This is a genomic window from Actinomycetota bacterium (genome assembly GCA_035765775.1).
Taxonomy (GTDB): domain Bacteria; phylum Actinomycetota; class CADDZG01; order JAHWKV01; family JAOPZY01; genus DASTWV01.
Genome location: DASTWV010000009.1, coordinates 80,684 through 104,293 on the forward strand (window position 1 = coordinate 80,684; position 23,610 = coordinate 104,293).

A 23,610-nucleotide genomic window follows, 5' to 3' on the forward strand; every position below is an offset into this window, starting at 1 on the left:
AGGTGAGCCGATGAAGGTCCCGGGTGCCGCCTATCTCATCATCTCCGCCCTCCTCTTCACCATCGGCGTGGTGGGCGTGCTGGTACGGCGCAACGTCCTGGTGATGTTCATGTGCATCGAGCTCATGCTCAACGCCGTCAACCTCAGCTTCGTGACCTTCGGCCGCATGCTGAAGGGCCTGGACGGCCAGGTGGCGGTCTTCTTCGTGCTCGTCGTGGCGGCCGCCGAGGTCGTGGTGGGCCTGGCGATCATCGTGGCGATCTTCCGCCGCCGGGCCTCGGCCGACGCCGACCAGATCAGCCTGCTCAAGTGGTGACCCTCCCATGAGCCAGGCCGTGTGGATCCCGGCCCTGCCCCTCGCGGGCGCGGCCATCCTGTTGGTGTTCGGCAAGCGCCTGGCCAAGTTGGCCGGCATCCTGGCGACCCTGCTGGTCGCCTCATCCTTCGTCGTCGCCATCACGGTGGCGGCGGACCTCGCCAAGCGGGCGGCCGAGAACCGGGTGGTCGTCCAGAACAGCTTCTCGTGGGTGGTGGCCGCCGGACTGAGGGTCTCGGTGGCCTTCCGCATCGACCAGCTCACCGTAGTGATGCTGCTGGTGGTGACCGGCGTGGGCAGCCTCATCCACCTGTACGCCATCGGGTACATGGCCCACGACCCGCGCAAGGGCCGGTTCTTCGCCTACCTCAACCTGTTCGCCTTCTCGATGCTGATCCTGGTGATGGCCGACAACTTCCTCCTGATGTTCGCCGGATGGGAGCTGGTGGGCCTGTGCTCCTACCTCTTGGTCTCGTTCTGGCACGAGCGGCCCTCGGCCGCCGCCGCCGGCAAGAAGGCGTTCATCACCACCCGCATCGGCGACCTGGGGTTCATCATCGGCCTGTTCGCCATCTTCAAAGTCTTCGGCAGCCTGAACTTCGCCCAGGTCTTCTCGGCGGCCGCCGCCCACGGGGCGCCGCAGTACTGGACCACGGCCATCCCTCTGCTGCTGTTCTGTGGGGCGGTGGGCAAGAGCGCGCAGATCCCGCTCTACGTCTGGCTCCCCGACGCCATGGAGGGCCCCACGCCGGTGTCCGCCCTGATCCATGCCGCCACCATGGTCACCGCCGGGGTCTACCTGGTGGCCCGGGCGCACGTGCTGTTCGAGGCATCACACGCCGCCGGGGTGATCGTGACCGGCATCGGCATCGCCACCGCGCTCTTCGCCGCCACCATGGCCATCACCGAGGACGACATCAAGCGGGTCCTGGCCTACTCCACCATCTCGCAGCTGGGCTACATGTTCGCCGGGGTCGGGATCGGCGCGCTCTACCACTCGGCGGTGGCCTACGAGTCCGGCATCTTCCATCTGGTCACGCACGCCTTCTTCAAGGCCCTGCTGTTCCTCGCGGCGGGCTCGGTGATGCACGGGATGCACGACCGCACCGACATGAAGCAGATGGGCGGGCTGCTGAAGAAGATGCCCGTGACTGCCGTCACCTTCATGATCGGCGGCCTGGCACTGGCCGGCATCCCGCCCTTCGCCGGCTTCTGGTCCAAGGACGCCATCCTGGGCCAGGCCTGGGTGCACGGGGACTACGTGGTCTGGGCGGTGGGCATCCTGGCCGCCATCTGCACCGCCTTCTACGTCGGCCGGCAGATCTTCATGACCTTCCTCGGCCGCTCCCGGGTGCCCAAGGAGATCCATCCCCACGAGGCTCCCTCGACCATGACGATCCCGCTCATGGCCCTCGCCGTGCTGGCCACCGTGGGCGGGGCGCTCGGGCTCAGCGAGGGCGGGTTCCTCTACAAGTGGCTGGACCCGGTCTTCACCGAGCCCGGTGCCAAGGCAGTCCCCTCGCCCACCGTGCTGCTGGCCGGGGGGGCGGTCGCCCTGGCGGTCATCGGCCTGGCGGCGGCGTTCCGCTACTACCTGCAGGACGGCTACCTCGAGCGCCGCCAGCGGGCGACGGCGCACCTGGGGTGGCTGCGCACCCTGCTGAAGCGCAAGTACTACGTGGACGAGATCTACGGCGGGGTGTTCGTCCGCCCGGCTCTCGGTCTCGCCACCTTCGCCGCCGAGTTCGACCGGGTGGTCATCGACGGGGCGGTGATGGGCACCGCCCACCTCATCGGCCTGGTGGCCTCCTACGGCCGGCGCATCCAGACCGGGTTCGTCCGGCGCTACGTGATGACGATGCTGGGCGGCGCCGTCGTGGTGGTGGCCATCCTGTTGCGGGTGCGAGGGTGATGCGGGTGATGCGGGTGATGCCCTTATGAATTTCCCCATCCTCACGGTCACCCTGGCCCTCCCCCTGGCGGGGGCGGCGGCGGTGGCGCTGGTGCCCAAGGAGTCCCACGGCACGATCCGCACCGTGGCGCTCGTCTCCTCGGTGGTCACCTTCCTGGTGTCGCTCGACATCCTGTTCCGCTTCCACGGCTCCAACGGCGGCCAGCAGCTGGTGGAGCAGGTCCAGTGGGTCCCCTCCGCCGGGGCGTCCTACAAGCTGGGCATCGACGGCATCAGCCTGTGGATGGTGCTGCTGACCACGTTCCTGATGCCGGCGTCGATCCTGGTCAGCTACCACGTGTCGGCCAAGGTCAAGCAGTTCTTCATCACCCTGCTGGTCCTGGAGACGAGCCTGCTCGGCGTGTTCCTGACCCTCGACCTGGCGCTGTTCTACGTGTTCTGGGAGGCGATGCTCGTCCCGATGTACTTCCTCATCGGGGTCTGGGGGTACGACCGCCGCCGCTACGCCGCCATCAAGTTCTTCCTCTACACCCTGGCCGGCTCGCTGCTGATGCTGGTGGGGATCCTGTTCCTGTACGGCGCCGGGCACACCTTCGACATCTCCGCCCTGGCGCACATCCACCTGTCCGGGGCGCAGCAGGACTGGCTGTTCTGGGCCTTCTTTGCCTCGTTCGCCATCAAGGTGCCGCTGTTCCCGCTGCACACCTGGCTGCCCGACGCCCACACCGAGGCCCCCACCGCGGGCAGTGTCCTGCTGGCCGGAGTCCTGCTGAAGATGGGGGCGTACGGGTTCCTGCGCTTCTCGATCCCGCTCTTCCCCGACGCCGCCCACCGCTTCGCCCCGATCCTCGCCACCCTGGGTGTCATCGGGATCCTGTACGGCGGCGTGGTGGCCATCGTGCAGAAGGACCTGAAGCGGCTGGTGGCCTACTCGAGCATCTCCCACCTGGGCTTCGTGATCCTGGGCATCGCCGCCCTCACGCCGCTGGCGGCCACGGGCAGCGTGCTGCAGATGCTGAACCACGGCCTCTCCACCGGGGCGCTCTTCCTCCTGGTGGGCATGCTGGTCGACCGCGCCCATACCCGGCTGATCGCCGACTTCGGCGGGGTGGCCTCGCTCTTACCTGTCTACGGGGGCATCTTCCTGTTCGTATGCCTGTCGTCCCTCGGTCTACCGGGGTTGAACGGCTTCGTCGGCGAGTTCCTGATCCTCAACGGCACCTTCCCGGTGGACAAGGTGCTCACCATCCTGGGCGTCGGAGGCATCCTGTTGTCGGCGATCTACCTGCTGTGGGCCTACCAGCGGGTGTTCACCGGCCCGCAGAAGGTGCCGCACGCCGACCGCCTGTCGCTGTGGAAGGACCTCTCCTTCCGTGAGCTGGCCGCCCTGGTGCCGCTGCTGGTCATGGTGGTGGTGATCGGCGTGTACCCCAAGCCGTTCCTGTCCCGGATCGAGCCGTCCGTACGCCAGGCCATCCACCAGGCGGCGACGGTGCACCCTGCCCCCCCGCCGGGCACGGCGGCCGGCACGTCGGCGGGCTCCGCAGGGTCGGCCGGCCCAGCCGGGAAGGGGGCGCCGTGATCGCGTCGGTTGCCCACCTGCCGATTCCCGGGGCCACCTTCCGGGCGGTCGGGCCCGAGATCATCCTGGCGGGCGGCGCCATGGTCACCCTGGTGGTGGGGGCGTCGTTCACGAAGAAGCGCCCCGGCGCCCTGGCGGGCATGAGCCTGATCCTCCTGGCGGCTGCCGGCGTGGTGGCGCTGCTGGGGATCGGCCATACCCAGGGGGCCTACGACAACCGGATCGCCCTCGACGGCTTCGCCGTCTTCTTCAAGGTGCTCCTGGTGGCGGTGGCGGCGGTGGGCATCGCCGCCTCGTACGGCTACCTGAAGGACGAGAACGGGCCGCAGCCCGAGTTCTATGCCCTCCTGCTGTTCGCCACCGCGGGCATGATGCTCATGGCCTCGGCGGGCGACCTCATCGTGGTCTTCGTCGCCCTGGAGACGTTCTCCTTGGCGTTCTACGTGCTGGCGGCGTTCCGGCGGAACCGGCGGGACTCCCAGGAGGCGTCGTTCAAGTACTTCCTCACCGGGTCGTTCTCCTCGGCCTTCTTGCTGTACGGCATCGCGCTCACCTACGGGGCACTGGGCACCACCCGCCTGATCGGGCTGGGTGCCCTCCACAGCTTGCCGCACAAGGGGTTGCTCCCCGCCGGCCTCGCCCTGGTGATCGTGGGCCTGGCCTTCAAGGTGGCGGCGGTGCCGTTCCACATGTGGACCCCGGACGCCTACGACGGTGCCCCGGCGCCCATCTCCGGCTTCCTGGCGGCGGGGTCGAAGATCGCCGGCTATGCCGTGCTGCTGCGCCTGTTGACCAGTGCCTTCCCCCTGATGCAGGCCCAGTGGCGCCCGGCGGTGGTCACGCTGGCCGTGGTGACCATGGCCGTCGGCAGCATCCTCGCCGTGGTCCAGACCAACGTGAAGCGCATGCTGGCCTACTCCTCGATCGCCCACTCCGGCTTCCTGCTGATCGGCGTCGCCGCCGCCAGCCCCCGGGGTGTGTCCAGCTCGCTGTTCTACCTGGTGGCGTACGCCTTCACCGTGCTGGGGTCGTTCGCCGTGGTGTACGCCATCGGCGGCACCGGCGAGCAGCACATCCGCCTGGACGACTACCGGGGCCTCGCCCACCGGCGGCCGTGGATGGCGGTGGCGCTGACGGTGATGCTGCTGTCGCTGGCCGGCATCCCACCGACGCTCGGCTTCTGGGCCAAGTTCGAGGTCTTCGGGGCCGGCATCTCGGCGGGCCTGACGCCGGCGGTGGTGGTCGGCGTGCTGTCCAGCGCCATTGCGGCGTTCTTCTACCTCCGGCTGGTGAGCATGATGTTCCTCGAGGACGCCCCGGGCGAGGAGGGCGGCTGGGCGCCGGCCCCGGCGTCGGGCTCGCTGTCGGCCCTGGGCCTGTCCGTCGGCGTGGCGTCGCTGGCGGTGATCGTGGTGGGCCTGGCGCCTCAGTGGCTGCTGAACCTGGCCGGCAAGGCGACGTTCCTGCACTGATTGCCCTGGCCCTTACTTCTGCCAGGAGCGTTCTGGGGAGCCCCTACTCGGGCCAGCCGTCTTCCCGCAGCTTGGCTCGCAGCGGCGTCTCGACGCAGGCGGGGTTGCGGTCGATGTAGATCTTCGCCTGCTCCTGGAGGCTCTTCGGCAGCTCGGCCAGGTACCGGTAGGCGTTGTCGACGCTGAACGGGCGCCCGGTGTGGTCCTGGAAGTTGGACGGTAGCTCGGCCCAGATGACGCAGTCCACGCCGATCTCCTTGGCCCACTCCTTCACAGGCTCGGCCATGGCCATGTGGAGGCGGGCCCGGTGGCGGTTCTCCTTCACGTCCACGAAGCCGATCCGCTTGGGGTTCGAGCTGCCCTCGCGGCGCATGAGGTCCACGATGGCGGCGTCCAGGTCGTTGCGCCGGCTGCGCGCCCACAGGGTGGGCACCGGGACGCCGTGCTCGGGGTCGATGACCGGGATCAGCCGGCAGTCCACCGCCACCCGGGAGAACTCGACCGGCACTTCGGGGCCGCCCTCGGAGAACGCCGATTCGGGATGCTCCTCGTCCTCGCAGACCAGCGGGAGGTTGCCCGGGTCCCAGGCCAGGGCGCCCCAGGACATCACGACAATGGATTTCGGCAGCTTGAAGTAGTCGTCGCCCACGTCCGGACCGTGGAGGTCGGCGAAGCGCTCGGCTTTCGGGTCGGCCTCCATGTCGGGGCCGAAGAAATTCTGGTCGGTGAGCCGGCTGGGGAACGGCCGCAGGGCCTGCTTCTTGCGCTCAATCTCGTCGTCGTCGTCCATGCTTCGAGCCTATCACTGGCCCCCGGGGATGCCTCCCGATCGGGAGGGCGACCCGGCCTAAACTCCCGCACTGCTCCTGCCGATAGTCCACCGGCACCAAGAAGCGGCCGACGCCAACGTCAAGGCCGGGTAGTCCCCTCCTCGGGGAGGTCGTGGCTCCGGTGGTGACCCTGGCGGAGCGGTAGGACCCGCGTCGGCGTGACCACCGTGTCCCGGTACTCGCCCCTCGGCAGGTGGGCACCCGGCCACACGATGCACCGCTCCAGGTGCGAGCCGGCGGCGACCGTCGCCCGCCGGCCGACGACGCTGTGGCGCAGGTCGACGTCGTCGGCAGTCGCGCCTTCGCCCACGTAGGCCATCACGTCCCAGCGCTCGCACGCCTCACCCACCGCCGAGGCGGCGAGCTTCGGGTCCCGCATGCCGGCCAGGACATCGAGGTTGGCCTGCAGGTGGTCCAGCGGGGCGGCAATGTCCAGCCAGTAGCCGTCCCATTCCACGGCCGCCAGTCCCTGGTGGGCGGTGACCAGGGGAGTCATCACCGTCTCGTAGAGGCCGGACGGCCCGGCGGGGATCGTGTCCAGGACCGAGGGCTCGAACACCGCCAGGCCGCCGTAGCGGTGCCCGGAACGGACCTGCTCCCGGCGGTCGACGAGGTCGATGACCCAGCTCTCCTCCAGGACGAAGTCGGCGGCATCCTCCACCGGGATTGCCAGGAGGGTGGCGGGCGACCGGGCGGAGCGGTGGGCTTCAACCAGGCGCTCGACCGGGAAGTCGGTGGCGACATCGGCATTGGCCACGAGGAAGGCGGCGGTGAGCTCGTTTCTCAGTGCCCGCAGGGCTCCAGCCGTGCCCAGCGGCTCGCTGCCCTCGTCGGAGACCGAGATCGTCATCGCCCGCCGGGAGCTCTCCCGCCCGACGGCCTCCCGCACCAAGTCGGCCCCCTCGCCGTGGGTGTTGACCCAGGCATGGTCGACGCCCGCCTGCTCCAGGGCGGCGAGCAGCCAGACGAGCTGGGGGGCGTCCAGGGTGGGGAGCAGGGCCTTCGGCCGCTCGGGGGTGAGCGGGGCCATCCGGGAACCCAGGCCCGCGGCCAGGACAACAGCCAGCATCGGGCGATCTTACAAAGGTGTTGTCCCGCCGGTCACCCTGAGGCTGTGGCGCCGCTGCCCTACCGGTAGTTGGTGAACTGCAGCGGGATCCCGAAGTCCCCCTCCTTGAGGGCCTTGATCACCGCCTGGAGGTCATCCCGGGACTTGCCGGTGACCCGGAGCTGCTCACCTTGGACCTGCGACTGGACCCGGACCGGGAGGCCCTTGATGAACTTGTTGAGCTCCCGGGCCTTCTCCTCGCTGATGCCCTGCACCAGCGTGATCTTCTGGCGGTAGGTGCTCCCGGCCGCGGGCTCGATCTTGCCCTCCTGCAGCGCCTTGAGCGAGACGTTTCGGCGCACCATCTTGTCCTTCAGCACGTCGAGTGCGGCCTCCACCCGGCCCTCGGAGTTGGCCCGGATCTCGATGACCGGGTCGGTGTGGTCCACCTCGGTGCCGGTGTTCTTGAAATCGAAGCGGGTGGCGATCTCGCGCCGGGTCTGGTCGAGGGCGTTGCGCACCTCCTGCGCGTCGACCTCGCTCACGACGTCAAACGATGCCTGGGCCATGGGCCGTATCCTAGTGGGAGGCCGAGTGGGGGTCGGGCGCGTGCTGGTGCGTTACCCTGCTGGCCGACGGTGGGATACCCAAGTGGCCAAAGGGAGCGGTCTGTAAAATCGTTGGCTCAGCCTTCCAAGGTTCGAATCCTTGTCCCACCACCGAGTTGCACCCAAGGCCGCTAGAGGTCCGTTGTCCCTGGTGGCTGATCTTTTGTGCATGACTGAACAGCATATACGTGTTCAGATCGACAAAAAAGGTTGGCGGGCCTCGATCCTTTAGCCCTCCCGGCTGAGCAACGCCCGGATCTCGGCCAGCTGCGCCCGGGCCGCCGGGGATCCCGAGCCGCCCCGGCCGGTGGTCCTGGTGGCGAGGTCCCCGGGCGTCGAGCCATGCTTGTTGCGCAGCGAGGTGTCGGCCCCGCCCTCGAGCAGAGCGGCGACTGCCGCGGCGCACCTCGTACGCACCGCCCGGTGCAGGGGGGAGGCCCCACCCTTGTCCTGGGCATCGGGGTCGGCGCCTGCGGCGAGCAGCCGCTCGACGGTGGCCCGTTGTGCTTCATGGTCCCAGAGCGCCGACCCCGGCTGGCCGTCGGCGGCGTAGTGCAGGGGCTGCGCCCCGCGCCGGTTGCGGGCCCCCACCTCCGCACCGCACGCCACCAGGTCCGAAACCATCGTGACCCGGTACCCGGCGGCGGCAATGTGGAGCCCGGTGTCGCCCCGGTAGAGCTGGTGGCGGATGGCCTCGAGGAACGCCTCGCTGGTGGACGAAGCCATGGCCAGCTCCGGAGTCTCGACAAGGAGGGCCGAAACGGCTGCGTGATCCCCGGTAACGATCGCCGCGATCATGTGGTCATACTTGGGTGTGGATCGCCGGTTAGCCATTGTTCTCCTGTTGGTAGCCCTGGGGGTTACGTGCTGCGGCCGGGTCCGCCATCCGGCAGCAGCGTTGCCGTCCCCCAGTCTGCCAAGTCCACCGCCGACAGCGACCGCTCTGCCCGTGGCCTCGCCCCCCGACGTCGCTCCGCCGACGCCGACCAGCACGACCGACCTGCTGCAACTGCCGACCGCGCGTCTGGAGCGCACTTTGCCACCGGGAGCTGGGTGCGGTGCACTGGCCGACGCCGGCTGGACCGCGCAATGCGGCCAGATCGAGACTGCCGGCGGCCCGGTGGTCTGGGTGATCGAGGCCGTGCCGGCTGCCGAGCCGGTCAGCTGCACGAACTGCACGCCGAAGCGGGTCTATGTTTTTGTCCCCTCCGGGGCCGAGCAATGGGATCTGGCGCTGGTGGCTTCCGACGACATCGGCCACGCCTTCGTCTATGTCACGGCCACAGCCGTGGCTCTGCCCTCGGGGGGCTCGGACCTCGTCGTCGCGGCCCGCCGGACCGGGTCGGGGGCTGCCCTCGATGTGGATGTGGTGAGCGGCCGGTCGATCGTCGCCCACCCCGACACCGTGTACGACAGTGGATACGCCCAGCTGAGTCCGGGGCGCATCGACCTCTTCGGCCGCCTGGAGTCGCCCGGCGTGGCCCACGCTGGGTGGACCTACCGGGAGCATGACGTCCTGGACTACGCCGGAGGGCATTGGACCCTCCAGACCACCACGAGCCCCACGCCGCTGCCCTCGCCCACTGGGCCCTTGTCCTTCTATCCCTACTAGCTGGGCAGGCGGCGGGGACCTCAGTTCACGACGCCTCGGCCCGCCGCCCGAAGTAGTGCTGCAGCGCCGCCTTCAGCTCTTCCGGCGAGAGCCCGCTCAGGGCGGCTGCCACCTCGGGATCCTCGATGGTGGTGGTCTGGTCGCCGATGCGTACCTCCACCGCCTTCGGGGGCGGCGGGGCGTCTGACGTTGCTCCCACCGGGATGGTGGTCAGCTGCTCGTCGACGGCGCCCGCCGTCACGCCCAGAGCGGCAAGGATCTTGGCTCCCTGGCTCTCGGCGTCGCCCAGGATCCCGGCAATGACCTGGCCAGTGGAGGTCAGCCCGCCGGCCGCCAGCTGGCGGGCGCGGGCCAGCGCCTCGGTCAGTGCCGGGGTCCACGGCATCGGGGGAGCGCCCGCCCGGCCGGTGCTCGGAAGGAGCTCCACCAGGTGGGTACGCACGTCGGCGATGTCCAGCTTCAGGACCCTCACGGCGGCAGCGGGGTCCGACTCGGCCTCCCGCAGCACCCCGAGCAGGAGGTGCTCGGTCCCGATGTAGTTGTGCCCCAGGCCGAGCGCCTCCCGGAGCGAGAACTCCAGCACCTTCTTCGCACCCTTGGCGAAGGGGATGTGGCCCTCGGGCGCCGGGGTCGTCCCGGTGCCAAGACGCTGCTCCACCTGGCGCCGGACGGCGGGCCGGTCGACCCCCAGCGAGTCGAGCACCTGGGCGGCCAGCCCATCGGTCTGCAGCAGGGCCAGCAGCAGGTGCTCAGGCCCGATGTAGCTGTGGCGCAGGCGGCGGGCGTCCTCCTGGGCCAGGGCGACGGCGCGGCGGCCGCGGTCCGTGAACCGTTCGAACATACGTGAACCTCCTCGTGATGTACTGGTCTTGAGAATAAAACCCCTGTCAATACACTGTTTTATGATAGAGTGAGCTGCACCGTGAGCGATCAGCCCCCCGTCGACTGGGACCGCGTCCTGGCCCAGCTCTCCGGCCAACCGCAGGAGGATGGCTGGGTCACGCTGCGGGAGGCGTCGGCGGCCTCGGGCGTGGCCCTCTCCACGCTGCGCTCCTGGTACCGCTCGGGCCGGATCCCCTCCCGCATGGTGGCCAGCCCCCACGGTCCGCAGCGGCTCGTGCCCCTCGAGGCGGTGGTCACCCGGGGCCTGGAGTCCCCCCGGGTGCGGCGGCAGTTGGAGCGCTCCCGCTCGCTGGAGGTCGAGGTGGACGAGCTCCGGCGCCGGGTCGAAGCTCTCGAACGCCGCTTGGGCCTGGCCGGGCCCTAGGCGGGCCGTGGTTCGACCGCAAGGGCTGGCGGGCCCGAAGGACCCTCAGTCGACCAGGTGGAAACCCACCCGGTACACCGGGGTGTCGTCGTCGATGGGCCCGGCGTGGGCCGCCCGCCGGCGCAGCGCCTCCCGGTCGGCCTCGCCGCAGGCCGCGACGTCACCCGCGGGCAGCGCGCCGAATGGCAGCAGCTCGATCGAGTCCACCTCCACGACGCCCGGCCCGACCCGGTACCGGCCGCCAACCCGAACCTGGGGTCGCTTCCAGAGCCGGACGGACATTGTGATGTCGCCGGACAGCACGCCGCCCCGCAGATCCCGGGCGAATTGCATCAGGCAGCGAGCGTACGCCCGCCGGAGAGCAGGCGGCGAAACACGCCGCAAGCGAAGAGGACGTTTCATCCCAAATGCAATAGCATGTGTCTAATATGGGTTCATTGGCTGAGCCGTGGCAGGAGTCGGTTCGTGGCGGGTTGGTGAACCCAGCGATCCTCAACCTCAGCGGCCTCGACCAGATCAGGGCCTGGGAGCGGGGCCTTGTCCCCCGCCCGCCGATCGCCCGGCTGACCGGCCTGCGCATGGAGGGGGCGGCGGAAGGATCGTCCTCGTGGTCGATGCCCGCCTCGGCATGGATGGTCACCCCCCAGGGGGCAATCGCCATCGGGATGCTGGCCGTGCTGGCCGACCCGGCGCTCGGGTGCGCCGTCCAGACCATCCTGCCGCCCGGCACCCCGTACACGACCGCCGAGCTCTCGCTCACCATGGTGCGCCCGGTCCCCGGCAGCGGTGACCTGCTGCACGCCCACGGGCGGGTGGTCCACCCCGGCCGCCGGATGGCGCTTTCGGCGGTGTCGATCGAGGACCGCGCCGGGCGCCTCGTCGCCCACGGCACCTCCCGCTGCATGATCCTGCCCCGGCTGTACCACCTCCCGCCAGCGGATTCCCTGGAGCAGGAGCCGCCCGGCCCGGGGGACGACGACGCCGACGACCCGTGGCGCAGGCCGGACGTCCAGGGCGCATCGCTGGCCCAGGAACTCTGGGATGCCGAGACCGGGCTGGAGATCATGTGCCGGCTCCTGACCGGCGAGCTGCCCCGCCCACCCCTCTGCATGCTGACGGGGCTGCGGGTGACCAACGTGGGTTATGGGTCGTGCGAGTTCACCCTCCCGGCCACCGGATGGCTGGCTTCGCCCACCGGGCTGGTGGAGGGCGGGATGATCGCCATGCTGGCCGACGCCGCCCTGCAGAGCGCCATCGCCACCACCGCACCGCCCGGGTGCGCGGTGGCCTCGGTGGACCTCAAGGTCAACTTCCTGCGGCCCTGCCCCACCGACGGCCGGTTGCTCCTGGGCAAGGGATCGGTGGTGCACCAGGGAAAATCGTTGGTGATCGCCAACGGCGAGGTGCTGAACGCCGATGGCAAGCGGGTGGCCATCGGCACCGGGTCCGCCCTGCTCCTGCCCGGCACGCCTGCCACCCTGGACCCCGAGGGCGACTACCTCAGACCAGCCTCCGCTCCGTAGCCCAGCGGGTCAGCTGGTGGCGGCTGGACAGCTGCAGCTTGCGCAGCACTGAGGAGACGTGGGTCTCCACCGTCTTGATCGAGATCGACAGGTGCTTGGCCACCTGCTTGTAGGCGTAGCCCCGGGCGATCAGCCGCAGGACCTCCCGCTCCCGGGGGGTCAGCTGCTCCAGCTCGCTGTCGGCATCGTGGATAACGGCGCCCTCGGGGCCGTGGCCGGCGAAGGCATCGAGGACGAAGCCGGCCAGCCGGGGGGAGAACACCGCGTCGCCGTCGTAGATCCGGTGGATGGCCACCCGCAGGTCGGCGGGCGAGATGGACTTGGTCACGTAGCCCCGGGCGCCGGCGCGGATGACGGCGATGACGTCCTCGGGAGCGTCGGACACCGAGAGGGCCAGGAAGCGGGTCTCGGGCGCCGTGGGGAGCACCCCCTCGATGACCGCCCGGCCCCCGCCCCCCGGGAGGTGGACGTCGAGGAGGACAACGTCGGGCCGGCTGGCGAGGATGCCCGCCACCGCCGCCGGGGCGTCGCCCGCAGTCCCCGCCAGGGCGAACTCCAGCGGGGGAGAGGCCAACTCGGTCTGGACGCCGGACAGGAACAGCCGGTGATCGTCCACCACGAAAACCTTGATGGGCGTGGCCATCAACGTGCCCCCGCGCCTTGCCGGGGCAGCACCAGCTGCACTTCGGTGCCGCCCCCCGGCTCTGTGGTGATGCATGCCGAGCCCCCGACCCGCTGCATCCGCCCCCGGATCGACTGGGCGATGCCCTGCCGGTCTGTGCCCACCGATTCAGGATCGAACCCGGACCCCTGATCGCGCACGTAGGCGGTGACCTCGCGGTCCTCCACCTCGAGGTAGATCGAGATCGAGGGTGCCCCGGAGTGCTTGGCGGCGTTGACTGCCGCCTCCCGGGCGGCTTCCAGCACGGCCTGGAGCCGGTCGTCCATGGGGGTGTCGCCCACGGTGACCACCTCGACGGGCACCTTGAACTGCAGCTCGACCGCCGCCGCCGCCCGTTCCAGCTCGCCGGACAGCGTGGAGGCGTCCGGGCCGGACCCGTTCAGGGCGAGCGACGGCCGCCCGCTCAGCCAGGCCCGGAGTTCCCGCTCCTGGTTGCGGGCCAGGGCGACCATCTCCCGGGGTTGGTCGGTGCGCTGGATGAGGGCCAGGGTCTGGAGCACCGAGTCGTGCAGGTGGGCAGCTAACTCGGCCCGCTCCTCGGAGCGGATCCGCTCCCGGCGTTCGGTGTTGAGGGCGGTGGCCATCCGCCACCCCCACGGTGCGGCGACGAGGCCGACGCCGACCGCGGTCAGGGCCACCGCCAGCACGGCGTTGGAATGCACCGAGAGGGCGTCGGTGCCGGTGAGGAAGACGGCGACGCCGGCGGCAAGCAGGCCCGCCGCTGCCAGGATGCGGATGCGGCCCCGCCATGTGCCTTTCAGGGCGTCGATCGCCGTCTCGGGCACGGCCTGGGCGGCGCTCGCCCACCGAGCCCGGTCGGAATCGTTGCCCCGGAACCAGATCAGGGCGACGGCCAGGACCACGAGGCCAACCGACCAGGCCAGGGCCGTGCCCACCCAGATTCCGGCGGCGTGCAGCAGGATCACGACGCCGGCGATCACCAGGCCCACCCCGACCGCCCGCTGCCCGCCGGCGTCCAGGTGCTCCACCGGCACCTCGGCGGTGGGCAGGCTCATCCAGCCCACGATGTACACCAGGACGCCGACCCCCCCGCACAGGCTGAGCAGCACGAAGCCGGCCCGGACGAGGGTGGGGTCCACCCGCAACTGCTCGGCGAGGCCGCCGGCCACCCCGGCGACGATCCGCCGGGTGGGGCTGCGGCGCAGGCCGAACGACGCCCAGCTGGGCATCGGGCGTGGCCGGGCCGGGGATGGGGCGAACGGGCGGTCGGCGTGAGGCATGGGCGCTCGATCCCTGCGTCGTGTGGGGCCCTCATGTTCGCGCACCGCACCCCCGATCCGGCATCGGGTCCTTCCCTGAGATCAGGCCCGCAGGGGGCTCCGGGTCAGGGTTTCCCGGGGGCAATCGGGGGTGAATCCCGATGGTGGCCCCGCCCGGCGAGGCCGAGGATTGCACCAGGACCTGGGAACCCGCCCAGACGACCGGCCGGGGCCGACCCGAGGGTCACCCGGCAACGCAGCATCGAGGGAGGGAGGGACCCGATGGATGCACCGCAACAGTTCTCCCAGCAGCCCCCGCCGGGCGGCGGCCGGCCACCGCTGGTGCGCAGCCGAACCGACCGCAAGCTTGCCGGGGTCGCCGGCGGGCTTGCCACCCACTTCGGCGTCGAGCCGCTCTGGATCCGCCTCGCCTTCGTCGCCTTGGTGATCCCCGGTGGCTTCGGCATCCTGCTGTACGTGGTGCTGTGGGCCTGCCTGCCGGACGAGTCCGGCCAGCGCCCGATGGCCGAGGGTCTGCTGGAGCGACTGAAGCGAGCCCCGTCCTGGGTTCCGGTGGTGCTGGTGGTGGGGGCGGTGCTCTTCTTTTTCGGCACCCCCTGGTGGGGCGCTCACCCCGTCACCATCTTCTGGGCGCTGGCACTCATCGCCGCCGGCGTCTGGCTCTACCACAACGACGCCTCCCGATCCGTCCTCGCACCCCGCGCGGCGACCGCCACAGGACCACTCCCGCCCTCCCCGGCGAGTGCCCCGGCTTCGCCGCCGGTCACCCCGGTCACCCCGTCCGCCCCGGTCAGCCCGGTCTACGCCGCTGCCTATCCGCCGCAATACGCCCCGGGCGCGGTCGCACCGACGGTCCCCTACTGGGCGCCGCCACGGTCCTACGCCCCGGCGGCGGCACCGCTCCCCGCCCCCAAGCGGGAGCCGTCGCCCCTTGGCCGCATCACGATCGCGGTGGCGCTGGTGGCCCTCGGCGTCATGGGCGCCTTCCAGCGTCTCGGCGCCTGGCACCCTCCGCTCCGGGACTATCCCGGCCTTGCGCTCCTCGTGGTGGGTGCCGGCTTGCTCGTCGGCATGCTCTGGGGCCGGGCCCGGCTCCTGATTCTGGTGGGCCTGCTCATCGTCCCGTTCGGCCTGGTGGCCAACCTGACCGACATGGTGGCGCACGACCGGGCGGGCAACTACATCTACACCCCGTTCACCCCCACCAACGTGCGGGCGGAGTACCACCTGGGAGCCGGCCATCTGCGGGTGGATCTGACCCGGTTCGCCTGGACCCCGGGCATGACGGTCCGGACCCGGGCCGTCATGGGCGCCGGCAACCTGGAAGTTGTGGTCCCGGACGGTGTCCGGGTGCGCTTCTCCGGCCACGTGGGCGGCGGCGTCATCCAGTTCCTCGGCCGCCAGGAAGCCGGGCTGGACACCGACTACTCCTCCCAGGCCGGTCCGGCCGGCGGCCCGCTCCTCATCCTGAAGGCGAACGAGTCGTTCGGGAGGATCCTGGTCGAGCGTCCCTCGGTTGCTGCCAAGGAGTCTCCGGTCCCGGTTCCGAAGGTGCCGAGCCCAGCGGTGCCCGCCCCGCCAGGCCCAGCTGCCCAGCCAGCCCCGGCTGCCCCGGCGGTTCCGGCTGCCCCGGCGGTTCCGGCTGCGGCCGTGGCTCCAGCTGCGTAAGGAGGCGGTAGGCGACAGCCTGTAGACCCGACACAGAGGGAGGCACGACCATGAAGCGGCACCCGTTCGATCTGTTCTCCGGCTTTTTCGGCGCCCTGTTCGCTGTGCTGGGCATCCTGCTGCTCTCCGGGCCGCACGGCTTGCAACCCGGCCACCTTGCGGTGGTGGGGCCGGCGGTCGTGATTGCCGCCGGCGTCGCCCTGCTGGCCTCCGTGGTGCGGGGTTTCCGGTCCCGGCCCGGGACGCCCGACGCCTATGCCGAGGAGCCCGCTGACCCGCTGGTGGAGGAGGTCCCGCCGGAGTCCTAGGAATTCACCGCCAGTTCACACCGCGACCACAGTCGCAGCCGGTACTCTTGATAGCCCATGCGCCTGATGCGTCGCGGTTCTGCCGCCAACAACGGCCACGAAGGCCCCCAGTGGACCCGCGGCCTCGGCGTCGAGGCCCCGGGCTGCACCAGCATCGGCGGCTTGCAGCCCCGCCATCCGGCCCGGGTGGTCGGCGTGGTGGGCAGCATCAAGGTGTTGCCCCGCCCGGACATCACCCGGCTGGAAATCACCATCTCCGACGGCACCGGAGAGATCAGCGGCGTCTGGTTCGGCCACCACAAGATCGGCGGTCTCGACCTGGGTGAACGGGTGGTCTTCGAGGGCATGGTGGGCAGCCCGGGCCAGGGCAAGCTGGAGATCCTGCACCCGACCTACCAGCTCCTGGGCAGCTCCGACCGCAACTGACGCCCGGTTCCCTCGGCCGCCGGAAGCCCCCGGGGATGTCCGATTTCTACGAGCGAGCCCTACTGCCGGGAGTGCCCGCCACCCAGGGCTCGGCTCGCAGGCCGGGCGCGGCGTCCGCTTCGGGTGGGCGCTCCCCGGAGAGGAGTTCCTCGATGGCCGCCTCGGCCTCGGTGACCGCCAGTGCCAGGACCTCGTCGCCGGCGATGAGCGGGGTCTCGTCCCGGGGCACGATGACGTGCTGATTGCGCACGACCGCCACCACGGCGCAGTCCTGGGGAAGCCCCAGCTCGCCGATCAATCGGCCGGCGGCGAAGGAGCGCTCGCTCAGGGTGACCTCCACCAGCGAGACCTTGCCCTTTTCGAGGGTCAGGAGGCGCACCAGGTCGCCCACCGACACCGCCTCCTCCACCAGCGCGGTCAGCAGGTGCGGCGGGCTGACGGCGGCGTCAACGCCCCAGGACTCGTTGAACAGCCAGTGGTTCTTCGGGTGGTTCACCCGGGCCAGCACCCGGGGGATGGCGTACTCCTGCTTGGCCAGCAGCGAGATCACGAGGTTGTCCTCGTCGTCGCCGGTGGCCGCCACCATGACATCGCAGGTGTCCAGGCCGATGCCCTTCAACTCGAACGGCTCGCAGGCGTCGGCATGGACCCAGGTGCAGGGGATGGATCCGGAGAGGCGGGTGATGATGTCCTTGTTCTGCTCCACGATGAGGACCTCGTGGCCGCGCTGCACCAGGTCGGCGGCCACGTACTGGCCAACCTTGCCCGCACCTGCGACTGCCACCTTCATGCCGTCACCGTACCGCCGCCACCGTCTTGCCCCGGCTGGCGAGGTTTGCCCCGACGTTGCCGAGCTCGCTGCGGACCACGATCAGGTTGAGGAAGTCACCCTCCTGGATGATGGTGTGCGGTTCCGGCACCTGCGTCTTGCCGAAGCGGGTGAGGGCGGTGACGATGATCTTGCCCGCCACGTTCAGCTCCTGGACCCGGGCGCCGGCGGCCGACTCCGGCACCTCGGTGCCGATGGCCACGACGTCGCCCGATCCGATGGTGCCCAGGATGGCCTGCGGGGCGGGGATCACCCGGGCCATCACCTGGTCGGTCGTCCACGCCACGGTGGCGACCGTGGGGATCCCGAGGCGCTCGTAGATCTGGGCCCGCCGGGGGTCGTAGATCCGGGCCGCCACGGTCTTGCAGCCGTAGTGCTCCTTGGCGATCCGGGCGCAGACGATGTTGGAGTTGTCGCCGTTGGTGACGGCGATGAACACGTCCGCCTGCCGGATGCCGGCGGCCTCCAGGATGTCGCGGTCGAAGCCCGGCCCGACGAAGGTCTTGCCCTGGAAGCCGGGGTGGAGGTGCTCGAAGGCAGACGCCTTCTTGTCGATGACGGACACGGTGAACTCGCGCTCACACAAGGTGTCCGCCAGTTCCGCACCAACCCGCCCACAGCCTACGATCACCGCATGCACGCTCTCACGATACACGTCCGGTGCCGCGCCCCAAAACCTCACTAGTAGCTGGTGCTTCTTTCTTTATGTTTTATTAACGCCGGTATGGATGTGCCGGTTGGGGGGCCGCCCTAGGCTGAAGGTGAGAGGAGGCCACCGTGTCGGACAACGATGTCCTGCCGCCCCCCGGAGTCGACGAGGCCCAGCACCGGCGCAACTCGCTCCGCCCCGAGGTCCCCACCCGGTTCCGCCGGCTGAAGGCCGTCGTGGTGGGCCGGCCGCTGTCCACCGAGCGGCTGGTGCACGAGCGCCTGGGCAAGCCGACCGCCCTGGCGGTGTTCGCCAGCGACAACCTCTCCTCCTCGGCGTACGCCACCGAGGAGATCCTCAATGTCCTGGTCAAGGCCGCCGCCGTCGGCATCTTCGCCATGGTGGTGCCCATCACGCTGGCGCTGCTCGGCGTCCTGGGGATCCTGCTGTTCTCCTACCGCCAGACCATCAAGGCGTATCCGGGCGGCGGCGGCGCCTACCTCGTCACCCGGGACAACTTCGGTCTGCTGCCCGCCCAGGTGGCGGGCGTCGCCCTCATGACCGATTACGTCCTCACGGTCTCGGTGTCGGTCGCCGCCGGCACCGCCGCGCTCACCTCGGCCTTCGGGGCGCTGTTCCCCTACCGGGTGATCATCTCCCTGTTCTTCATCCTCATCCTCACGATGGGCAACCTCCGGGGCCTCAAGGAGGCCGGGCGGATGTTCGCCCTGCCCACCTACTTCTTCATCACGATGATGGGCGTGATGTTTGCGGTCGGGGGCTACCGCTGGGCCGCCGGGGCGCTGCACCCGGTGCCGACGTTCCCCCATTCGGAGATCGCCGCCGTCGGGTTCTTCGTTGTCCTGCATGCGTTCTCGTCCGGCGGGGCGGCGGTCACCGGCGTCGAGGCGATCTCCAACGGGGTCCCCGCCTTCAAGCCGCCCGAGTGGCGCAACGCCCGGACGACGCTCATGTGGATGGGGAGCCTGCTCGGGGCGATGTTCCTCGGCCTGTCGATCCTGGACGCCAAGCTCAAGGTCATCCCCGACCCCACCGGCGCCAAGACCGTGCTGGCGCAGGTGGGCCAGGGCGTGTTCGGCCACTCGGGGTTCGGGACGGTGGCGTACTACGGCCTGCAGGCGGCCACCATGCTGATCTTGGTGCTGGCGGCCAACACCAGCTACGCCGACTTCCCCCGCCTGGCCAGCTTCATCGCCATCGACCGCTACCTGCCCCGCCAGCTGGCCCGCTACGGCGACCGGCTGGTGTTCTCCAACGGCATCGTCGTCCTGGCGGCGCTCGCCTCGTCGCTGGTCATCATCTTCAAGGCGAGCGTCACCGGGCTGATCCCGCTGTACGCCATCGGAGTGTTCACCTCGTTCACGTTCTCGCAGTCGGGTATGGCCCGGCACCACCGCCGGGAGCGGGAGCCCGGGTGGAAGCGCGGCCTGCTGATCAACGGCTTCGGGGCGGTGGTCTCGGGGCTGATGACCGTCATCATCGCCGCCACCAAGTTCACCCAGGGGGCCTGGGTGATCCTCGTGATCGTCCCGGTGGCGGTCGCCGGCCTGGTCACCATCCACCGCCACTACCAGGAGGCCGCCGTGCTGCTGCGGCGCCCGGACCGCACGGTGCCCAAGGACTTCCCCCGCCAGCGGGTGATCATCCCCGACATCGGCGATGCCCAGAGCCTGCGGGCCACCCTCGCCTATGCCCAGCGGGTGTGGCCCACCGAGATCCGGGTGGTCCGCCTGGCCCGGCCGGGCGAGGACACCACCGAGTTCCTCCGGGCCCGGCCGCTGGCCGGCGAGGTCCGGGAGGCCGCCCTCATCCGGGACGGCTCGAAGGCGGCCGCCCTGCGGGGCTACCTGCGGTCGGTGCGCCGGGAGGTCGGGCCGGGCGAGGTGCTGAACGTCATCATCCCCGAGACGGTCGAGGGCATGGGGCTGCGCTACATCCTGCGCCAGCGCCGTATTCAGCGGCTGAAGTCCACCCTGCTGGCCGAACCCGACGTCGTCCTCACCAACCTGCCCACCCGGCAGGGCTACGAGCACCTGGAGCCCGGCGAGCGGGCCGCCCGGGGCCAGCACGCCACCCAGCCCTGGCGCCATGTGGCCGTGGTGCTGGTGGCGGGCGTCCACAACGCCAGCCTGTCGGGGCTGCGCTACGCCCGGTCCCTGGGGGCCGACGAGCTGCACTGCCTGCACGTCGAGACGACGGCCAAGGAGACCGAGGCCGTGCTGGCGGAATGGCACGCCATGGTGGGCAGCCCGTCCCTGGAGGTGCTGCCGTCGCCCTACCGGGAGATCGTGCGGCCGATCCACGAGCGGGTGCGCCGCATGCTCGACGCCGACCCCCACACCTACGTGACGATCGTGATCCCGGAGTTCGTGGTGCGCAAGACCTGGCACAACGCCCTGCACAACCACACCGCGCTGCTGCTGAAGCGGGCGTTCCTGTTCGAGCCGTCGGTGGTCGTCTCGGCCGTGCCCTACCGCTTGGACAAAATCGAGGAGGCGCCGGCCTCTGCGGGCGCGACGTCGGCGCATTAGGAAAGCGGCACGAAGAAATCTTCCTGCATTTTCGGCCCGGCTGGTATCAAAACCGTCTCCTCGAGCGTCTTACCAGACAGGGTCGATGAGGAGGCAGGCATGCAGGGCACGACATTCGCACGGGTGCAGTTCACCAACGGACGCGGGGAGCGGCTCTCCGGCGTCCTGGCGACCCCCGCCGGGGGTGCCCAAGCCTGCGCCCTGCTCCCGCCCGCCCTCGGGCACCAGCCCGTGCAGGGCTCACTGCTCTCCGACCCGCTCACCCGCCGCGGGGTGGCGGCGCTCCAGTTCAACTCGGCGCCCCACCCGAGCCGGGAAGGCACCCAGGCCGACACCGACGAGACCGGCCTCACCCTGACCTCGGCCGCCGCCGACGTCCTGGCGGGCATCGACGCCGCCGGCGACCTGGGCTGGGACCCTGACCGGGTGGTCGTGGTTGCTCAGGGCCTGGCCGCCCGGGCGGCGATCCGGGCCCTCGCGCTTCCGATCCCGGTGGCGGGCCTCGTCCTCGTGCAGCCCCTGGTGGACGTCCGGCCCTCCGCCGACGGCCCCTTCGCCCTCGACGCCCTCGACGCCCTCTGGCTGGGCGTGCACGCCACCCGCAAGGAGCTCGGCGGCGTGCTGGCGCCGGTCGCCGCCATCGCAGCCCGGCGGGATCCCATGGTGGATGCCGCCGACGTCAGTGCCGCACTCACCGGCTGGTCGCCGTGGCCCCGCGGCCTGCAGATGGTCGATTCCCTGGAGGATCTCGTCAACCAGCCCGCGGCCCTCGCCGAGGTGCTCGGCCTGGTGGCCGGGGCGGTCGAGGAGGCCTTGGGGCTGCCCTCCGGCCAGCGGGTAGCCTAGGCCCCGGCCAAAGCCCCTCAGGCCTCGTCGAGGTACCGGTCCAGCTCCCAGCCCGTGATCTGCGTCTCGTAGGCCACCACCTCGGCCCGGCGGCCGTCCACCAGCAGTGACAGCAGCTGGTCCTGGAAGGTGTCCACCAGGATGTCGTCGGCCAGCAGGGCGTCCAGGGCGCCGTCCAGGGTGCGGGGGAGGGACTCGAAGCGCACCGAGTCGCTGCCCGCCGGGCCGGCCGGGTCAAAGCCCTCCAGGTCCTCCTCCATGGGTGGGGGCAGTTCCAGCTGCTTCTCCAGGCCGTGCGCCCCCGCCGCCAAGAGCCCGGCGACCAGGAGGTAGGGGTTGGCCAGTGGGTCCGACGCCCGGAACTCGATCGAGGCCTCCGGAGCCCGGTAGGTGCTCAGGCGGATCAGCGCCCCCCGGTTGACGTGCGCCCAGACCACGGCGCTGGGCGCCTCGGCCCCCGACGCCAGCCGCTTGTACGAGTTGACCGTCGGTGCCGCCAGGGCGCACAGCCCCCGGGCGTGGTACAGCTGCCCGGCCACGAACGCCTGGCCGTCCTCGTCCAGCGTCCCGTCGGCGTTGAACAACCTCCCGGTCACCCGCTGCTGCAGGTGCATGCCCGACCCGGCCTCGCCCGCCACCGGCCGGGGCATGAACGTGGCCCGCATCCCGGCCCCGGCGGCCACCGCCCGGATCACCCGCCGGGCGAGCACGATGGAGTCGGCCAGGTCCACCGGTCCGTGCGGGGCCAGGTCCAGCTCGTACTGCCCGGGGCCGGCCTCCTGGTGGCAGCCCTCCACCAGCACGCCGAAGTCAGCGAGGCGGTCGGCCGCCTCCCGGACGAGGCCCATGCCGATGCTCTCGGCGTCGTTGAAGTACCCCGCCTGGTCGATGGGCTGCGTGCCGTCCCCCGAGAAGATGTAGAACTCGATCTCGGCCCCGGCGGTGTAGCCCTCGGCCAGTTCCTCGAGGTCGCCCACCACCCGCTGCAGGGCGGTGCGGGGGTCGCCCAGCCACGGCCGCCCGTCGCTGGTGACCACGTTGCAGAACGCCCGGGCAACGTGGGCGTCCACCCGGCACAGCGTGGTGGCGTCCGGGCGCAGGCGCATGTCCTTCTCGGCCAGCCGGGCCCTGCCCTCGAGGGCCGAGCCGTCGAAGGGGTACCCGCTGGCCACGGCCTCGGGGAACAGCCGGGCGGGGATCTGGAGGGAGTGGCCGCTGCCGAAGACATCGACAAACGTGAGGCGCACCCAGGACAGGCCGTCGGGCAGCTGGATGGCCGCGGCGCCCTCGTTCATGGCTCAGCCTCCTCTCGAGAACCGGCGGAAGAGGCGGCGCCCCCCGCTGGTCGGACCGTGGGCCACGAGGCGGATCACCGCCACCGTGACGTTGTCGGGCGCATCGCGTTTCAAGGCTAGCTCAATCAGTCGGGCGGCAGCAGTCGGGCAGTCGGGTGCCTCCTCGTCCTCCGAACCCGACACGATCTCGGCGATCTCGCCCCGGGCGACCGAGTCCCACAGCCCGTCGGAGCACAGCACGAAGCTGTCCCCGGGCTCGGCGGGCTCCCGGACGAGGTCGATCTGCAGCATGGGCTCGGTGCCCAGCGACCGGGTGAGCATCGACCGGGCCGGGTGGCGGGCCGCCTGCTCGGCGGTGATGAGCCGCATGCGCAGCATCTCGCCGACCCGGGAGTGGTCGGCGGTGAGCTGGGAGGCCTGACCCTCCCGGATCAGGTAGGCCCGGGAGTCCCCGGCGTGGGCGATCACCGCCTCCTTGCCCGCCAGCACCAGGGCGGTGAGGGTGCTGCCCATCCCCCGGCGCCCGGCGTCATGGCTGGCGTCGAAGACCGCGACGTTGGCGGCCCGCACCGCCGAGCGCAGCCGCTGGTGGGCCGCCCCCGACCCGACCGAGTCGCCCGCCCAGGAGCCGACCACGGTCTCCACCGCCAGCCGGCTGGCGACCTCCCCGGCGGCGTGGCCCCCCATCCCGTCGGCCACCACGAACAGCGGCTCGGCCCTCTCGGGCGTGCACGCCCCGGCATAGTCCTCGTTGTTGTCCCGGCCGGTGCCGATGTCGCAGATATAGGCCCACTCGACGGTGTCCGAGGCCCCCTCGGAGGCCATTCGGCCGGGCGCCTCCGAGGGGGATTGCGGGTCGGGTGCCACGGGCACGGGCTGCTCGTCTGCGGGGCACATGGTGCTGCTCATTGTGACTTACCGGCTTCCCCGGGCCGGAGCGGGAG

23 protein-coding genes, 1 tRNA gene and 1 pseudogene are annotated in these 23,610 nt (G+C 70.8%); 13 read left to right on the forward strand and 12 right to left on the reverse strand.

Features of this window, described 5'->3' with window-relative positions; translation table 11 throughout:
- Positions 1-10: 10 nt before the first annotated feature.
- From nuoK to VFW71_01650, 4 genes are read left to right on the forward strand one after another with little or no spacing between them, the layout of a single operon-like run.
- Positions 11-316 (forward strand): NADH-quinone oxidoreductase subunit NuoK, encoded by a 306-nt coding sequence (nuoK, locus tag VFW71_01635; GenBank protein ID HEU5001467.1) that lies wholly within the window; start codon positions 11-13, stop codon positions 314-316.
- Between the two features lie 7 nt (positions 317-323).
- A complete protein-coding gene (gene nuoL, locus VFW71_01640; GenBank protein ID HEU5001468.1) occupies positions 324-2,228 on the forward strand; it encodes an NADH-quinone oxidoreductase subunit L in 1,905 nt (634 codons plus the stop codon).
- A 25-nt stretch (positions 2,229-2,253) separates the two neighbouring features.
- Positions 2,254-3,810 (forward strand): NADH-quinone oxidoreductase subunit M, encoded by a 1,557-nt coding sequence (locus VFW71_01645; GenBank protein ID HEU5001469.1) that lies wholly within the window; start codon positions 2,254-2,256, stop codon positions 3,808-3,810.
- Entirely contained in the window at positions 3,807-5,282 is a 1,476-nt protein-coding gene (locus VFW71_01650; GenBank protein ID HEU5001470.1) for an NADH-quinone oxidoreductase subunit N, read from the forward strand. The genes VFW71_01645 and VFW71_01650 overlap by 4 nt, the downstream gene beginning before the upstream one ends.
- A gap of 43 nt (positions 5,283-5,325) precedes the next feature.
- Here VFW71_01650 and VFW71_01655 read toward each other — a convergent pair whose 3' ends face one another.
- The 3 genes from VFW71_01655 to VFW71_01665 all read right to left on the reverse strand — a co-directional run bounded on the left by VFW71_01655 (position 5,326) and on the right by VFW71_01665 (position 7,729).
- Complete coding sequence (locus tag VFW71_01655; protein HEU5001471.1) at positions 5,326-6,072, reverse strand: hypothetical protein; 747 nt, start codon at positions 6,070-6,072, stop codon at positions 5,326-5,328.
- 119 nt (positions 6,073-6,191) lie between these two features.
- Positions 6,192-7,181 (reverse strand): NDP-sugar synthase, encoded by a 990-nt coding sequence (locus VFW71_01660; protein HEU5001472.1) that lies wholly within the window; start codon positions 7,179-7,181, stop codon positions 6,192-6,194.
- Positions 7,182-7,240: 59 nt separating this feature from the next.
- The gene (locus tag VFW71_01665) at positions 7,241-7,729 is read right to left on the reverse strand and encodes a YajQ family cyclic di-GMP-binding protein (GenBank protein ID HEU5001473.1); all 489 of its coding nucleotides are present in this window, start codon (positions 7,727-7,729) and stop codon (positions 7,241-7,243) included.
- A 68-nt stretch (positions 7,730-7,797) separates the two neighbouring features.
- Between VFW71_01665 and VFW71_01670 the strand changes: the two genes are divergently transcribed.
- A tRNA-Tyr gene (locus tag VFW71_01670) sits at positions 7,798-7,879 on the forward strand.
- 117 nt (positions 7,880-7,996) lie between these two features.
- Here the strand turns inward: VFW71_01670 and VFW71_01675 are convergent.
- Positions 7,997-8,566: an ankyrin repeat domain-containing protein gene (locus tag VFW71_01675; protein HEU5001474.1), complete on the reverse strand. Its 570-nt coding sequence runs from the start codon at positions 8,564-8,566 to the stop codon at positions 7,997-7,999.
- Positions 8,567-8,717: 151 nt separating this feature from the next.
- On the opposite strand from VFW71_01675, the gene VFW71_01680 reads away from it, so the two are divergent.
- Positions 8,718-9,380 (forward strand): hypothetical protein, encoded by a 663-nt coding sequence (locus VFW71_01680; GenBank protein ID HEU5001475.1) that lies wholly within the window; start codon positions 8,718-8,720, stop codon positions 9,378-9,380.
- 415 nt (positions 9,381-9,795) lie between these two features.
- On the opposite strand, the pseudogene VFW71_01685 reads toward VFW71_01680, so the two are convergent.
- Positions 9,796-10,221: pseudogene (locus VFW71_01685) on the reverse strand (Clp protease N-terminal domain-containing protein).
- 81 nt (positions 10,222-10,302) lie between these two features.
- Between VFW71_01685 and VFW71_01690 the strand changes: the two are divergent.
- Positions 10,303-10,647 (forward strand): excisionase, encoded by a 345-nt coding sequence (locus VFW71_01690; protein HEU5001476.1) that lies wholly within the window; start codon positions 10,303-10,305, stop codon positions 10,645-10,647.
- Between the two features lie 45 nt (positions 10,648-10,692).
- On the opposite strand, the gene VFW71_01695 is transcribed toward VFW71_01690, so the two are convergent.
- Entirely contained in the window at positions 10,693-10,980 is a 288-nt protein-coding gene (locus VFW71_01695; protein HEU5001477.1) for a hypothetical protein, read from the reverse strand.
- Positions 10,981-11,075: 95 nt separating this feature from the next.
- Between VFW71_01695 and VFW71_01700 the strand changes: the two genes are divergently transcribed.
- A complete protein-coding gene (locus VFW71_01700) occupies positions 11,076-12,170 on the forward strand; it encodes a PaaI family thioesterase (protein HEU5001478.1) in 1,095 nt (364 codons plus the stop codon).
- Here the strand turns inward: VFW71_01700 and VFW71_01705 are convergent.
- Together VFW71_01705 and VFW71_01710 are read right to left on the reverse strand one after the other, a co-directional pair.
- Positions 12,148-12,813, reverse strand: a complete 666-nt coding sequence (locus tag VFW71_01705) for a response regulator transcription factor (protein HEU5001479.1) — start codon at positions 12,811-12,813, stop codon at positions 12,148-12,150. The two genes, VFW71_01700 and VFW71_01705, sit on opposite strands and share 23 nt — an antisense overlap.
- Positions 12,813-14,093 (reverse strand): PspC domain-containing protein, encoded by a 1,281-nt coding sequence (locus tag VFW71_01710; protein HEU5001480.1) that lies wholly within the window; start codon positions 14,091-14,093, stop codon positions 12,813-12,815. Before VFW71_01710 ends, VFW71_01705 begins: the two co-directional genes overlap by 1 nt.
- Positions 14,094-14,354: 261 nt before the next feature.
- Between VFW71_01710 and VFW71_01715 the strand changes: the two genes are divergently transcribed.
- The 3 genes from VFW71_01715 to VFW71_01725 all read left to right on the forward strand — a co-directional run bounded on the left by VFW71_01715 (position 14,355) and on the right by VFW71_01725 (position 16,495).
- Positions 14,355-15,761 (forward strand): PspC domain-containing protein, encoded by a 1,407-nt coding sequence (locus VFW71_01715; protein ID HEU5001481.1) that lies wholly within the window; start codon positions 14,355-14,357, stop codon positions 15,759-15,761.
- 50 nt (positions 15,762-15,811) lie between these two features.
- The gene (locus VFW71_01720; protein ID HEU5001482.1) at positions 15,812-16,069 is read left to right on the forward strand and encodes a hypothetical protein; all 258 of its coding nucleotides are present in this window, start codon (positions 15,812-15,814) and stop codon (positions 16,067-16,069) included.
- Between the two features lie 66 nt (positions 16,070-16,135).
- On the forward strand, positions 16,136-16,495 hold the full coding sequence (locus tag VFW71_01725; protein ID HEU5001483.1) for an OB-fold nucleic acid binding domain-containing protein: 360 nt from the start codon (positions 16,136-16,138) through the stop codon (positions 16,493-16,495).
- 46 nt (positions 16,496-16,541) lie between these two features.
- Here VFW71_01725 and VFW71_01730 read toward each other — a convergent pair whose 3' ends face one another.
- Both VFW71_01730 and VFW71_01735 read right to left on the reverse strand, forming a co-directional pair.
- Positions 16,542-17,285, reverse strand: a complete 744-nt coding sequence (locus VFW71_01730) for a TrkA family potassium uptake protein (protein HEU5001484.1) — start codon at positions 17,283-17,285, stop codon at positions 16,542-16,544.
- Positions 17,286-17,289: 4 nt separating this feature from the next.
- Positions 17,290-17,955: a TrkA family potassium uptake protein gene (locus VFW71_01735; GenBank protein HEU5001485.1), complete on the reverse strand. Its 666-nt coding sequence runs from the start codon at positions 17,953-17,955 to the stop codon at positions 17,290-17,292.
- A gap of 146 nt (positions 17,956-18,101) precedes the next feature.
- On the opposite strand from VFW71_01735, the gene VFW71_01740 reads away from it, so the two are divergent.
- The gene (locus VFW71_01740) at positions 18,102-20,525 is read left to right on the forward strand and encodes an APC family permease (protein ID HEU5001486.1); all 2,424 of its coding nucleotides are present in this window, start codon (positions 18,102-18,104) and stop codon (positions 20,523-20,525) included.
- A 99-nt stretch (positions 20,526-20,624) separates the two neighbouring features.
- A complete protein-coding gene (locus tag VFW71_01745; GenBank protein ID HEU5001487.1) occupies positions 20,625-21,371 on the forward strand; it encodes a hypothetical protein in 747 nt (248 codons plus the stop codon).
- Positions 21,372-21,388: 17 nt separating this feature from the next.
- On the opposite strand, the gene VFW71_01750 is transcribed toward VFW71_01745, so the two are convergent.
- Positions 21,389-22,666, reverse strand: a complete 1,278-nt coding sequence (locus tag VFW71_01750) for a glutamine synthetase family protein (protein HEU5001488.1) — start codon at positions 22,664-22,666, stop codon at positions 21,389-21,391.
- A gap of 3 nt (positions 22,667-22,669) precedes the next feature.
- Positions 22,670-23,563 carry a PP2C family serine/threonine-protein phosphatase gene (locus tag VFW71_01755; GenBank protein ID HEU5001489.1) on the reverse strand — a complete coding sequence of 298 codons (894 nt, stop codon included), beginning with the start codon at positions 23,561-23,563 and terminating at the stop codon, positions 22,670-22,672.
- Between the last annotated feature and the right edge of the window lie 47 nt (positions 23,564-23,610).

Excerpts from the sequence above, each read along its gene's own strand:
- nuoK (HEU5001467.1), top strand. The coding sequence starts at position 11 with ATGAAGGTCCCGGGTGCCGCCTATCTCATCATCTCCGCCCTCCTCTTC.
- VFW71_01665 (HEU5001473.1), bottom strand. The coding sequence starts at position 7,729 with ATGGCCCAGGCATCGTTTGACGTCGTGAGCGAGGTCGACGCGCAGGAG.
- VFW71_01695 (HEU5001477.1), bottom strand. The coding sequence starts at position 10,980 with ATGCAATTCGCCCGGGATCTGCGGGGCGGCGTGCTGTCCGGCGACATC.
- VFW71_01700 (HEU5001478.1), top strand. The coding sequence starts at position 11,076 with ATGGGTTCATTGGCTGAGCCGTGGCAGGAGTCGGTTCGTGGCGGGTTG.
- VFW71_01745 (HEU5001487.1), top strand. The coding sequence starts at position 20,625 with ATGCAGGGCACGACATTCGCACGGGTGCAGTTCACCAACGGACGCGGG.
- VFW71_01755 (HEU5001489.1), bottom strand. The coding sequence starts at position 23,563 with ATGTGCCCCGCAGACGAGCAGCCCGTGCCCGTGGCACCCGACCCGCAA.
- VFW71_01705 (HEU5001479.1), bottom strand. The coding sequence starts at position 12,813 with ATGGCCACGCCCATCAAGGTTTTCGTGGTGGACGATCACCGGCTGTTC.
- VFW71_01715 (HEU5001481.1), top strand. The coding sequence starts at position 14,355 with ATGGATGCACCGCAACAGTTCTCCCAGCAGCCCCCGCCGGGCGGCGGC.
- VFW71_01710 (HEU5001480.1), bottom strand. The coding sequence starts at position 14,093 with ATGCCTCACGCCGACCGCCCGTTCGCCCCATCCCCGGCCCGGCCACGC.
- VFW71_01645 (HEU5001469.1), top strand. The coding sequence starts at position 2,254 with ATGAATTTCCCCATCCTCACGGTCACCCTGGCCCTCCCCCTGGCGGGG.
- nuoL (HEU5001468.1), top strand. The coding sequence starts at position 324 with ATGAGCCAGGCCGTGTGGATCCCGGCCCTGCCCCTCGCGGGCGCGGCC.
- VFW71_01730 (HEU5001484.1), bottom strand. The coding sequence starts at position 17,285 with ATGAAGGTGGCAGTCGCAGGTGCGGGCAAGGTTGGCCAGTACGTGGCC.
- VFW71_01655 (HEU5001471.1), bottom strand. The coding sequence starts at position 6,072 with ATGGACGACGACGACGAGATTGAGCGCAAGAAGCAGGCCCTGCGGCCG.
- VFW71_01675 (HEU5001474.1), bottom strand. The coding sequence starts at position 8,566 with ATGATCGCGGCGATCGTTACCGGGGATCACGCAGCCGTTTCGGCCCTC.
- VFW71_01750 (HEU5001488.1), bottom strand. The coding sequence starts at position 22,666 with ATGAACGAGGGCGCCGCGGCCATCCAGCTGCCCGACGGCCTGTCCTGG.
- VFW71_01720 (HEU5001482.1), top strand. The coding sequence starts at position 15,812 with ATGAAGCGGCACCCGTTCGATCTGTTCTCCGGCTTTTTCGGCGCCCTG.
- VFW71_01725 (HEU5001483.1), top strand. The coding sequence starts at position 16,136 with ATGCGTCGCGGTTCTGCCGCCAACAACGGCCACGAAGGCCCCCAGTGG.
- VFW71_01660 (HEU5001472.1), bottom strand. The coding sequence starts at position 7,181 with ATGCTGGCTGTTGTCCTGGCCGCGGGCCTGGGTTCCCGGATGGCCCCG.